We start from the raw sequence: 12,668 nt of genomic DNA, 5'->3' as shown, positions 1-12,668 counted from the left end.
CAAGATGGAACTTGCTCAGCTCAATCGGCTGCGTTTCCAAGACGCAGGCGTCGCGCCCACGACCTTGCGGAAGACCCGGGTGAAGTGCGCCTGGTCGGAGAAGCCGGTCTCGGCCGCAACCGTCGTCAGCGACGCCTCGTTCTTCAGCAACAGTTGCTTGGCTCTTTCAACCCGCGCATTGGTCTGCCACTGGTGCGGTGCCATGCCGGTCGACGCCTTGAAGGCGTGGCTGAAGTGCGACTGCGACAGTCCGGCAAGGGACGCCAGCTCCTCCAGGCGGATGTTGCGCCCCCAGTTCTCGTCGATGTATTCGACCGCCCGGCGGAGTTGCCAGGTGGCAAGCGCGCTGCGTTTGCGGGCATCGCTGCGATTAAGCTTCATCAGGTCGATGAACAATGCGACCGTCAGGCCATCGCCGTAGAGATCGTGCAAGGGCTGCGGATTGAGGCACTCGGCGGCGATCAGCTGTGCAAGCTGCAGGAAGCGTTCGTCGTAAAACATCAGCCGTGGCGTGTCGCATCGCCCCGCATCGAGCTCCTCCTCCAGCCGTCGGCCGAGAACCTCGAGATTGAAATGCAGGTCGAGGTGGCGGATACGCCTGACATCGACCATGTCCGCCCAGATTTCCATGCCCGCCGGGATATAGGAAAGCGCCTGCTGGCGCTCGTTCTCGACCGCGCCGCGCCCATCGGGCGAAAGTCTGACGTTGCAACGGCTACCGCCTTCAGCGTCGAGCACGATGAACATGCGCGGATCATCCGAGAGATAGTGGCCACCTGCCCTCGCCTCGCATTCGACGTCCCAGACGTCGGCGATGATCCCGTTCCATTCCCGCCGGTGGAGCCCGCCGATCACCTTGAACCCGGAAATCTTGTTCTGCATCCGCGGTTGAAACGACATCTAGGCGTATCCAATGCTCGAGGGACGAGGCGACGCCTCCGGCTAATTCCTTCCTCCATTACTCATCTTTAATGTTTGACGGAAGCCCGTAATCTTTCCAACGCGATTTAAACGGTCAGAACGCACATGGACCAGTGCATATCCGGGAGCGAAAAGGCAGCGGTGGAGCGCCGGTTCGGGCAGCCTGCCTGCCCGAACCGGTTGCGCGCGATCAGAACCGGACGCGGGCGCCGACCTTGGCACCGGCCGACTTCGAACCGTCGCCCTCGATGTTGAAGAGCAGCGAGAAGTCGAGGTCCCAGTTGTCGTTGTTGCTGAGCGCAAGCCCGGCCGACACCCGCCCGAACAGACCCTCGCCGTCAAGCGAGGCAAAGCCGACATCGGCGCCGACTGTCGGCGACAGGATCAGCCCGTTTTCTAGCTCCAGGGTGCGTTCGACGTCGAAGCCGATGCTGAGACGGGCCTGTTCCTCGATGAAGCCCTTGAGATCGATCACCTCGCCGAGCGGGTTCTTGACGGTGTAGTCCTCGGTCTCTTCATTGAAGTAGACGGCTCTCAGCTTCGGCATCAGCACCGTCGCCTCATCCAGTTGCCATTCGCCGGTCAGCTTGACGTCCGCCATCCAGCGGGTGGTGTCGAACGTGCCGGTGAAGATGCCGGTGTCGATGTCGTTGGACGAACCGCCATAGAGCAGGTTGGCGTCGAGGAAGACGCCCTGGCCGATCTCGAACGAGGCATAAGGACCGGCCAGCCAGCCGTTGCCTTTAAGCTCGGCATCCGCGTCGGTCGGATCGGTCGTGTAGTCGTAGTGGAACGACAGGCCGATGAGCGCCCGATCGCTTAAGAGATAATCGGCGCCGAGCGAGAACAATGCGAAATTGCCCCACTTGTCGTTTCTGTCGTCTTCATCCTTGTGGAACAGGAAACTGCCGTTCACCCAGATGTCGAACGGCCGGTCGGTCGCCACGAAGGTTTGACCGGTCGCTGCCGCATCGGCGGCATCGCGCGCCGCCTGGATCTGCGACAGGCTGGAGGAGAAGCCGAGGCGGGCACCCTTTTCCGACGGCGTCACCGCCGTCGTCACCGGATCGGTGCTCATCGCCGCCCGCCGCCGTTCGATCAGGCCGGGCACCTTGACCGTCGACGACAACAGGTTCTGGCGATTGCGCACAAAATCGCGCACCAGCCCGTCGATCTCTTCGCCGGCAGCCACCCGATCGAGCGCGATCTTGTAGGTGACGGAGCCAATATTGGACGAGCCCAGCGCGCTCCTGAGCGTATAACTGACCACCGCCGAGCCGGAATAGGACGGGTTCGGCGTGAACTTCAGATAGAAGCCGACCGGCGTGAAGCTGGTGGCAGCGGCAAGCTCGCCTTCGATGATTTCGGCCGTGCCGGCAAAGGGCGGCGAGACCGAGGCAACCGATGCGTCGGTGAACGGACCGCCGGTGGCGCCACCGTTGAGATAGACATCCTTCGGCGTCGAACCGGCGGGAACCTCGACGACGACATTGGGCACCGTCACCGCACGAGCGTTCAGTTTCAGCGTATAGGCGGCCGAACCGCTGGCGCCGCGGCTGTCAGTCACAGCAATGGTGAAGTGATAGCTGTCAGGCACCGCATCGTCCGCGAGCGGTCCGGTCAATTCGCCAGTGGAGATATTCAGCACCATGCCATTCGGCAGGGCGCCGCTCTTGAGGCTGTAGACCAGCGCGCCGGTGCCACCGGTCGCCGAGACGCGTTGGGAATAGGCTTCGCCGACCATCGCGTCGGGAAGCCCGCCGGCCGACGGGGTAAAGACGAAACTGGCGGAGGCAACGGCGATCTGATAGCTGGCCTGGCCTGTCGCGCCATTGGCATCGGTCGCCGTCACGGTGAAGGCGAAATCGCCATCGGCCGAAGGTCGTCCCGAGATCGTCCCGCTTGAGGCATCGAGCGACAGACCGCCCGGCAGAGCACCCGACGAGACCGCGTAGTTGTAGGGGGCCGTGCCGGCGCTGGCTGAGATGTTCTGGCTGTAGGAAACGCCGGGCACGCCGTTGGCAAGCGCCCCGCCTGCCGGCGACAACAACAGCATCGGCGGCGAGACCGTGACCGAAACGGTTGAAGGCGCTGACGTGCCGGTCGCGTTCGTTGCCGTATAGGTGAAGCTGTCAGCGCCCGAATAGCCGGCATCAGGCGTGTAGAGGATCGTTGTCCCCGTCGCCGTAGCTGTGCCATGCGCGGGCGCGGTGGCGATCGCCACAGATGTTGCCGCCCCGCCCGTCAGACTGAGGCTGATAGCATTTGGGCTGGAGTTCGCAGCAACAGTCGCTGCAACCGGACCGGCCGATGGCGCTTCGACGGCGACCGCGAGACTATAGTTCGCGGTGCCCGTCGCATTGTTCGCGTCGGTCGCCGTCACCGTGAACGTTGCCGCTCCATCGGCGGTCGGCGTTCCGGACAGGCGACCGTCGGCAGCAAGCGTCAAGCCGGCCGGAAGTGCACCACCGGTGACCGCGTAGGTGTAGGGAGCCGTTCCGTTGGCGGCGATGATCGTCAGGTCATAGGCGTCTGCAACGGTCACGCCGGCAAGCGCACCCGCAGCCGGCGTGAAGGCGAATGTCGGCGGAGACACCGTCACCGTGACCGTCGCTGCTGCGGACGTTCCGGTCGTATTCGCCGCCGTGTAGGTGAAGCTGTCGGCGCCGGAGAAGCCGGCCGCCGGCGTATAGCTGAATGTGTTACCCGCGACCGTGGCCGTACCGTGCGATGGGGGCGCTGCGATAGCGACCGAAGCGGCCGTGCCGCCCGTAAGGTTCGGCGTAATCCCGTTGGCCGACGAGTTGGCGGCAACGGTTGCCGTCGTGGCGTTGGCGATCGGCGCCTGGATGCGAACCTCCAGGCTATAGCTGCCGCTGGTTGCGGTCGCGCCATGGGTATCGGTCGCCTGAACCGTAAAGGTGAAGCTGCCGTCCGCCGTTGGCGTGCCGGACAGCGTACCGGCAGCGTCGAGCGAAAGTCCGGCCGGAAACGCGCCGCTGGCCAAGGCGTAGCTGTAGGCCGCCGTGCCGCCATTGGCCGTGAAGCTCTGGCTGTAGGTCGTTTCCACGGTTGCGGTCGGCAAAGCGCCGGCCGCCGGCGTGAAGGCGAATATCGGCGCGGAGACGAGGAAGGACTGGCTCACATTGGACGCGGCCAGGTAAGCGCTATCACCGCCTTGCGAGACTTCGATGGTGCAGGTGCCGCCATTGCGGAATGTGACATCGCCGGTTGACGTGACGACGCAGACGGGCGTCGTCAGAGACTGGAACGTGACCGGCAGAGCGGAACTGGCGCTCGCCGAAAGGGTCACCGGCGTTGCATAGTCCTGCGGGCCGGGATTGGCGAAGGTGATCGTCTGTGGCGCCTTGGGCGTCACCGTATTCGACGCACTGGAGGCCGGTCCCGTGCCGACAGCGTTGGTCGCCGTCACCGTGAACGTGTAGCTGGTGCCGTTGCTGAGACTGCCGACCGTGACCGGGCTCGACGTGCCCGTTCCAACAAAACCACCGGGATTGGACGTGACCGTGTAGCCGGTGATCGATGCGCCGCCGGCGCTTACCGGCGCGGTAAAATTGACGGACACCTCGCCATCGCCAGCGATAGCCGTGCCCACCGTCGGGGCGTCCGGAACAACCGCGTTGACGGTAAAGCTCTGGGTGACCGTCGTCGCAGGCAGATAGGTGCCGTCGCCGCCCTGGTCGGCAGCAATCGCGCAGGTCCCCGCGCTGTGGAAGGTCATGCTACCACCCGGCGTGATAGTGCACACGGCTGCGGTCGAGGATGTGAAGGCAACGGGCAAACTCGCGTCCGACGATGCCGTCAATGTCGGCGTGGTCCCGAACGTCTGCGCGCCCAGATTGGCAAAGGTGATCGTCTGGGTTGCGCGCGGCGTGACGGCGTTCGAGGCCGCCGACGCAGGCCCCGTGCCGGCACTGTTGGTTGCCGTCACCGTAAATGTATAGCTGGACCCATTGCTGAGACCCGTCACCACGACCGGGCTTGACGACCCCGTCCCGGTGAAGCCACCCGGGTTCGACGTCACGGTGTAGCTAGAGATCGACGCTCCACCCGTGCTCGCCGGCGCCGTGAAGGCGACGGACGCCGAAGCGACATCGGCGGTTGCCGTTCCGATCGTCGGTGCGCCGGGCACGACGGCATCGACCGTGAACGTCTGTGAGACCGTCGGTGCAGCCAGATACGTTCCGTTGCCCACCTGATCGGCTGCGATGGTGCAACTGCCGGCCTGATGGAAGGTCAGATCGCCCTCGGGCGTCACAGTGCACACGCCGGCAGTCGACGAGGTAAAGGCAACAGCCAGGCTGGAGCTTGCCGTCGCCGTCAATGTCGGCGACGTGCCGAACGCCTGCGTACCCGGATTGGCGAACGTGATCGTCTGTGCGGATCGCGGCGTAACCGCATTGGAGGCGGCCGACGCGGTGCTTGTCCCGGCGCTGTTGGTGGCGGTCACGGTGAACGTATAGCTCGTGCCGTTGGTCAGGCCAGTCACCCTGATCGGGCTCGTCGTATCCGTGGCCGTCATGCCGCCGGGGTTCGACGTCACGGTATAGCCCGTGATCGTCGCGCCGCCGTTCGACGCCGGGGCGGTGAACGACACGTCTGCATAGGCATCCCCCTCCACGGCCGCACCGATGGTGGGCGCGTCGGGCACGGTCGGCGCAACGTCGACAGTGAAGACTTGGCTGCCGGTCGCGCCATAGGCGTCCGTTGCCGTAACGGTAAAGGTGACGGCGCCACCGATCGATGCAGTGCCCGACAACACCCCGTTGTTCGCCAGCGTCATGCCAGCGGGCAAGGCATTCTGCGTGACGGCGAATGTGTAGGGGCTTGCGCCGCCTGATGCCGCCAGGGTTTGTGAATAGGCGGTGCCAGCGGTCGGATCAGGAAGCGTCGCCGGCGAGAGCGAGATCGTCGGCGCAGCGATGGTGATGGAGAATGCGCGCGAGGCGGACGAGCCTTCGGGATCGGTCGCCGTCACTGTGAAATTGAACGGACCGCTTGCCGTTGGGGTGCCGGAGACGACGCCGCCGCTCGAGATCGCCATGCCGGCGGGCAGTGCACCGGAGGTCGTTGCGTAACTCAAGGTGCCCGATCCCCCGGTGGCACTTAGCGTTTGCGCCGCATAGGCCTGGTTGTAGACCGGGTTCGGCAGCGTTGTAGTCGAAATCGCAATCGGTGCGTAGGCAACCGAATTGTCGGTGCTGGTGGATAGGTCGTTGGTAAAGCCGGCCGCGCTCGTGGCCTTGCCGGCGGGTATGGACGCCACGACCGTGCCTGCCTGCGTCATTCCGCTGACCGAAACGGTGTAATTGGCGCCCGATCCCGAAACACTCGCCGTCGTCGCGCCGGCCGTGCCTGAAATCTGGACGTCTCCAGCGGAAAAGCCGGTGACGGACTTGCTGAACACCACATCGAACGCAACGGATGTCTTGGCGCTGGGATCGGATTGCGAGCCTGCCTGGTTGATCGCGACCGTCGGTTTGGTGTCGACCCAGTGGCTGGCGCCGGTCGCAGTGCCGGTGCTGCAGCCGCTGCCGCCACCGTAGCTGGCGGAAACCGCGTGCTGTCCGAGCGGCAGCGTCGATGTCTGGAAGGTCGCAGACGATGCCGTGCTGACGGGCCCGGTCGGCGTCAACCCAAGGGTCGTCGACTGCGATCCGATCGTGATCGTCACGTTTCCGGGCGGAGACTGTCCGGCGTTACAGCCCATCGACGATACCGTTGCCGTCACCGAAACCTGTTCGCCCGGCAGCGACGGTCTCGGGGAAGATACGACATCAACGACAACCGGTCCCCCTGTGGCCGCCGTGACGACGATGTTGTTGCTGTTGGCGGTGTAGTTGCCGCCCGTGCGCGTGCCCGTGAATGTGACCCAATCGGAAAACTGGCCGGACATCGCATCGAGGGAATCGACCTGATAGGAGCCTGTGCAGGTCACGGAAGACGTCGTGCCGCCGCCCGGGATTGCCGGGCATGAAACGACGACGCCCTTGTTCGCGGTGGTCGCAGGCGCGATGCTGAGAATATTGTAGGATCCGGGGTTCAGCACATAGCTGAAATTGATCGTGTCGCCAGCCGCATTAAAGGTCGCCGGGTTCGCCGAAATCGTCACAACCTGCGCCGAGGCACCAATGGCAGAAGCCAGAAGAATGCCAATCGCTGCGAAAAATGTCCTGAAATACAAACCCTGGAATGCAGACGAAAAAATCTTCCCGCCCGCGACGCTTCCGCACCGCAGCCCCATAAATACCCCCAATATATGCCGGGAAAATTAGCCCCATCTCCCAGTCGAGGCAGCTAATAAAGTGGAAGGTACTGAGTCAATCGCACAACTCACCATTGCCGGAGAAAATGCGGTCGGCCGTTGCCATGTGGCTTATCGATCACACTTTTTGGCGCCGCCGCCGACTGAACTTCAGCTGCGCCGAGTGACGGCCCCAAGGTCAGCAACTTCAGGAGGAGTGCGCGAAAATGGCGGCCAGCCGTCGCGAAGAGAATCGTTATTCCGCGCTTGGCCTCTTCCGGCTTCGAAAGACGAGGTAGGCGCCCCCCACACTCATGGCCGCCAGCGCGAACCAGGTCAGCGCGTAGACAAGATGGCTGTTGCGGAAGCTGACGACTGTGAGACCGCCGATCGGTAGGCCGCCTGGGTTTGGCGTCGCGTCCGCGTCGATGAAATAGGGCGCGACATCCGTCAGCTGTTGTGCTGCCGCGATTGCCGCGACATCGCGGGAAAACCAGCGATCGCTAGCCGGATCGTTGGAGCGAAGAAAGGCGCCGCCGGGTTCGCTGATGCGCAAGAGCCCGGTGATCCCGGTGGTGCCGGGCGTTTCGCCTGCGGCGCGGGCAGTCCGATCGCGCCGGTCGGCGGGCACGAAGCCGCGATTGACGAGAACCGTCGTGCCGTCTTCGCGGCGCATCGGCGTCAACACCCAGAACCCGGCGCCCCGCTCGGTTACCGCCTGCACCAGAACCGACTTGTCGTGGCTAAAGGTACCCGTTGCCGTGACGCGAAGGTATTCGTCGTTCTCTCGGGTGATGCCACCCCAGTCCGGCCGCGACGGGGCCGGGACGGCGTCAGCGTGCACACGCGCATCGACGCGAGCGATCAGATCGAGCTTCCAGAAGAGCCGCTGGATCTGCCAGGTCCCAAGCGCCACGAAGATGGCGCAAAGAAACAGGAGCGCGCCGGTCAGAAGGAACCTGGCGCGAGAGGACGCTTTCGCACCCTCCCCTTTCACGTCGCGGCCGCCGGTCATGTTCGCGTCTGCCCGCCCCTGATCAGGGCATGTTCTTCATCATCTCGTGGGTCATCGGCATCATGTTCGTATTGAGGTGATGCATGACCCAGAGCGAGCCAGCGAGCGCGATGCCGACGATGATGATCGTGAAGATCAGCGCCATCAGCGTCCAGCCACCTTCCGAACGGGCGTTCATGTGCAGGAAGTAGATGACGTGCACGACGATCTGGACGACGCCGATACCCATGACGAGCACGGCGGTCAGCAACTTGCTGTCGAGCGCGCCGCTCATGACCAGCCAGAACGGGATCGCCGTCAGGATGACCGACAGGATGAAGCCCGTCATGTAGCTCTTGAGCGAACCATGCCCGGCAGCGTCGCCCGGATGGCTGTGCGCGTGGTGAGGCTCGAACGCGCTTTCGTGGCCAGGATGCTGCGAACTCATCCGAGTACTCCCAACAGATAGACGAAGGAGAAGACGCCGATCCAGATGACGTCGAGGAAGTGCCAGAACATGGAGAGGCACATCAGGCGGCGGCGGTTTTCCGGGTTCAAGCCATGTTTTTTGACCTGCACCATCAGCGTGATCAGCCAGATGATGCCGAAGGTGACGTGCAGGCCGTGGGTGCCGACCAGCGTGAAGAACGAGGACAGGAACGCCGAACGCGTTGGACCGGCACCCTCGTGGATCAGGTGGTAGAATTCATAGAGCTCGAGCGCGAGGAAGATCGCGCCGAACACGCCGGTGACGCCGAGCCAGAACAGCGTCTCCATCTTGGCGTTGCGCTCCATCTGAAGCATGGCAAAGCCGTAGGTGATCGACGAGAACAGCAGCATCGCCGTGTTGATGGCGATCAGGTTGAGGTCGAACAGGTCGGCTGGTGCGGGACCTGCCGCGTAGTTGCGCCCGACCACACCGTGCGTGGCGAAGAGAACGGCGAAGATCAGGCAGTCGCTCATCAGGTAGAGCCAGAAGCCCAGCATGGTGCTGTGCTCCGGGTGGTGCTCTTCCTTCAGGTAGAACTGCGGCTTTTCTGTTTCTTGGACTTGGGTTTGGCTCATCGTTTCAGATCCGTTCCGCAAGCAGTTTCGAGCGTGCGTCTTCGGTCGCCGCGACGGTTTCCGCGGGAATGAAGAAATCACGGTTGTAGTTGAAGGTATGGCCGATGGAGACCGCAATCAGGGCGATGAAGGATACCGCCGCCAGCCACCAGATGTACCAGATCAACGCGAAGGCGAGAACGACGCTGATGCCGGAGAGAACGATGCCAGTGCCGGTGTTCTTCGGCATGTGGATCGGCTTGAAGCCTTCGAGCGGACGCTCGTAACCCCGGTTCTTCATGTCGTACCAGCTGTCATGGTCGTGAACGACGGGCGTGAAGGCGAAGTTGTAGTCCGGCGGCGGCGACGAGGTCGACCATTCGAGCGTGCGGCCATCCCAGGCATCGCCTGAGGTTTCACGCAGTTGGTCGCGACGCAGGAAGCTGACGACAAGTTGGATGATGAAGGACGCGATGCCGATGGCGATCAGGACCGCACCGAAGGCGGCGATGATGAACCAGATCTGCAGCGAGGGATCCTCGAACTGGCTGACACGCCGGGTGACCCCCATCAGGCCGAGCACGTAGAGCGGCATGAAGGCGAAGAAGAAGCCGATCTGCCAGAACCAGAAGCTCATCTTGCCCCAGAAGGGATCGAGCTTGTAGCCGAAGGCCTTCGGCCACCAGTAGACAAGGCCGGCCATCAGCCCGAACAGCACACCGCCGATGATGACGTTGTGGAAGTGGGCAATCAGGAACAGCGAGTTGTGCAGCACGAAGTCGGCCGGCGGGATCGCCAGCATGACGCCGGTCATGCCGCCGATGACGAAGGTCACCATGAAACCGATCGTCCACAGCATCGGCAGTTCGTAGCGGATACGGCCGCGATACATGGTGAAGAGCCAATTGAACATCTTCGCCCCGGTCGGGATCGAGATGATCATCGTGGTGATGCCGAAGAAGGCGTTCACCGAGGCACCCGAACCCATGGTGAAGAAGTGATGCAGCCACACCAGGTAGGAGAGGATCATGATCACGCAGGTGGCGTAGACCATCGACGTATAACCGAACAGGCGCTTGCCGCAGAAGGTCGCGACGACTTCGGAGAAGATGCCGAAGGCCGGCAGCACGAGAATGTAGACTTCCGGGTGGCCCCAGATCCAGATGAGGTTGATGTACATCATCGGATTGCCACCAAGGTCATTGGTGAAGAAGTTGAAGCCGAGGTAGCGGTCGAGCGACAACAGCGCAAGCGTCGCCGTCAGGATCGGGAAGGTCGCGACGATGAGGATGTTGGTGCACAGCGACGTCCAGGTGAAGACCGGCATCTTCATGAAGGTCATGCCCGGAGCGCGCATCTTCACGATCGTGGCGATCAGGTTGATGCCGGATAAGGTCGTCCCGACGCCCGCCACCTGTAGGCCCCATATGTAATAGTCGACGCCGACGCCGGGACTGTAGTCGGCACCCGAGAGCGGCGGATAGGCGAGCCAGCCGGTGCGCGCGAATTCACCGACGAACAGCGACATCATGATGATGACCGCACCGCCCGTCGTCATCCAGAACGAGAAATTGTTGAGGAAGGGGAACGAGACGTCGCGGGCGCCGATCTGCAGCGGCACGACATAATTCATGAAACCGGTGACGAAGGGCATCGCCACGAAGAAGATCATGATCACGCCGTGGGCAGTGAAGATCTGGTCGTAGTGGTGCGGGTTGAGATAGCCTTCGTTGCCGTTGAAGGCGATCGCCTGCTGTATGCGCATCATGATCGCGTCGGCAAATCCGCGCAAAAGCATCACGATCGCCAGGATGATGTACATGATGCCGATCTTCTTGTGATCGACCGACGTGAACCACTCGTTCCAGAGATAGCCCCAGAGCTTGTACTTCGTGATCAGCGCGAGGATCGCCAGGCCGCCGACGGCCACGGCTGCGAAGGTCACGACAAGGATCGGCTCGTGGTATGGGATCGCTTCCCAGGTAAGCCGCCCGAAGATGAATTGCGTGAGGCTGGTGTCACCAAACATGGGTCTTCCAATATGTCTCGAATTGCGGCCCGAAGGGCCCTGGCGCTCGCTGGATCAAAGCCGGCGAGCGCGCGAAAGTCCTAGTGCGTCTTGTGCATGTCGTGGTTCATGGGCTCAGCCGCGGGCTGCTCTTCCTTGACGCCCTCGGCCGGTTCCTCGCTCTTGGCGGGGTTACCGGTTTCGGGGAAGGTCGCGGCCGGTGCGGCCGCTTCGGTCACTCCGCCCGTATGGCGGTTGTCATGCTCGAGTTTGGCGCGGTTCTCATGGCTTTCGACGCCGGCTCCGCCCATCATGTCGATGTGCATCATATCCTCCATGCACATCTGGCCTTCGCGCACGCACATGTTGAGAACGGCTTCATAGAGGCCGTTTTCGACGGAAGCGTAGTAGCGCACCGGCTCCTTCACGCTCGGCTTTTCGAGCTTCAGGTAGGCGTCGCGATTGAGCATCGTGCCGTTCTGCTTGACGCGGGCAACCCAGGCGTCAAAGCCCGCCTGGTCCACGCCGTGGAACTTGAAGCGCATGTGCGAGAAGCCGTCGCCGCTGTAGTTGGACGAAAGGCCCTCGTATTCGCCTGCCTTGTTGATAACGGCGTGCAGCTTGGTCTGCATGCCGGGCATGGCGTAGATCATGCCGGCGAGCGCCGGAACGTAGAACGAGTTCATCACCGACGAGGCAGTGATCTTGAAGTTGATCGGCACGTCGACCGGCGCCGCCATCTCGTTGATCGTGGCAATACCGTATTCCGGATAGAAGAACAGCCATTTCCAGTCGAGCGCGACGACTTCGACGGTGATCGGCTTCATCTCTTCGGTCACCGGGCGCGCCGCATCGATCCGATCGAGCGGTCGATAGGGGTCGAGCTTGTGGGTGCTGACCCAGGTGATCGCGCCGAGCGCGATGATGATCGCGAGCGGAGCCGACCAGATGATGACTTCGAGGCCGGTGGAATGGTGCCATTCCGGATCATACTTGGCGGCCGTGTTTGACTGGCGATAGCGCCAGGCAAAGAACAGCGTCAGGAAAAGGACGGGAACGATGATCAACAGCATCAGGACCGTCGAAATAACGATCAGATCCCGCTGCTGCGCGGCGATATCACCGGAAGGCGACATGACCACCATGTTGCATCCCGAGAGAACGGAGAGCAACAGGACGGCAATCGTCGATCGTCCGGCTAAACTGTATGGCTTCGGCATTGCGGCCTCAACTTGCGTTTTGTCTAGTCGGCATTACTCGGGCATGATCGGGCATGGAAGTGAGGTCCATCGTCGCAGCGCAACATTTTGCCGCAGTGCAGTGACGACCGTATCGCTCTATGCGCGTTTGTACGGGCGCAAAGGCATATTGTCGGTTCGATGCCGGCTGTTCCAGCGAACGTTAGGCACGAACTCGAATGAGGCATGTGCGCAGGT

7 protein-coding genes are annotated in these 12,668 nt (G+C 62.7%); all 7 read right to left on the bottom strand.

Annotated elements, in window-relative coordinates; translation table 11 throughout:
* Positions 1–15: 15 nt before the first annotated feature.
* Positions 16–900, bottom strand: coding sequence for a helix-turn-helix domain-containing protein (locus tag ASE71_RS26075; protein WP_034790688.1), 885 nt, complete (start codon positions 898–900; stop codon positions 16–18).
* Between the two features lie 211 nt (positions 901–1,111).
* Positions 1,112–7,054 carry a putative Ig domain-containing protein gene (locus ASE71_RS26070; RefSeq protein WP_162251904.1) on the bottom strand — a complete coding sequence of 1,981 codons (5,943 nt, stop codon included), beginning with the start codon at positions 7,052–7,054 and terminating at the stop codon, positions 1,112–1,114.
* Positions 7,055–7,442: 388 nt separating this feature from the next.
* Positions 7,443–8,201 (bottom strand): SURF1 family protein, encoded by a 759-nt coding sequence (locus tag ASE71_RS26065; protein ID WP_060521116.1) that lies wholly within the window; start codon positions 8,199–8,201, stop codon positions 7,443–7,445.
* A 22-nt stretch (positions 8,202–8,223) separates the two neighbouring features.
* Positions 8,224–8,628 (bottom strand): cytochrome o ubiquinol oxidase subunit IV, encoded by a 405-nt coding sequence (cyoD, locus tag ASE71_RS26060; protein WP_034790693.1) that lies wholly within the window; start codon positions 8,626–8,628, stop codon positions 8,224–8,226.
* Positions 8,625–9,245 (bottom strand): cytochrome o ubiquinol oxidase subunit III, encoded by a 621-nt coding sequence (gene cyoC, locus ASE71_RS26055; protein ID WP_034790695.1) that lies wholly within the window; start codon positions 9,243–9,245, stop codon positions 8,625–8,627. Before cyoC ends, cyoD begins: the two co-directional genes overlap by 4 nt.
* 4 nt (positions 9,246–9,249) lie before the next feature.
* Positions 9,250–11,253, bottom strand: a complete 2,004-nt coding sequence (gene cyoB / locus ASE71_RS26050; protein ID WP_060521115.1) for a cytochrome o ubiquinol oxidase subunit I — start codon at positions 11,251–11,253, stop codon at positions 9,250–9,252.
* An 80-nt stretch (positions 11,254–11,333) separates the two neighbouring features.
* Positions 11,334–12,452, bottom strand: a complete 1,119-nt coding sequence (gene cyoA / locus ASE71_RS26045) for a ubiquinol oxidase subunit II (protein WP_060521114.1) — start codon at positions 12,450–12,452, stop codon at positions 11,334–11,336.
* Positions 12,453–12,668 lie beyond the last annotated feature (216 nt).

It is taken from the genome of Ensifer sp. Root954 (genome assembly GCF_001429005.1).
Lineage (GTDB): Bacteria > Pseudomonadota > Alphaproteobacteria > Rhizobiales > Rhizobiaceae > Ensifer > Ensifer adhaerens.
This window is presented reverse-complemented; position numbering and strand designations above follow the sequence as displayed.

Excerpts from the sequence above, each read along its gene's own strand:
- ASE71_RS26075 (WP_034790688.1), bottom strand. The coding sequence starts at position 900 with ATGTCGTTTCAACCGCGGATGCAGAACAAGATTTCCGGGTTCAAGGTG.
- ASE71_RS26065 (WP_060521116.1), bottom strand. The coding sequence starts at position 8,201 with ATGACCGGCGGCCGCGACGTGAAAGGGGAGGGTGCGAAAGCGTCCTCT.
- cyoD (WP_034790693.1), bottom strand. The coding sequence starts at position 8,628 with ATGAGTTCGCAGCATCCTGGCCACGAAAGCGCGTTCGAGCCTCACCAC.
- cyoC (WP_034790695.1), bottom strand. The coding sequence starts at position 9,245 with ATGAGCCAAACCCAAGTCCAAGAAACAGAAAAGCCGCAGTTCTACCTG.
- cyoB (WP_060521115.1), bottom strand. The coding sequence starts at position 11,253 with ATGTTTGGTGACACCAGCCTCACGCAATTCATCTTCGGGCGGCTTACC.
- cyoA (WP_060521114.1), bottom strand. The coding sequence starts at position 12,452 with ATGCCGAAGCCATACAGTTTAGCCGGACGATCGACGATTGCCGTCCTG.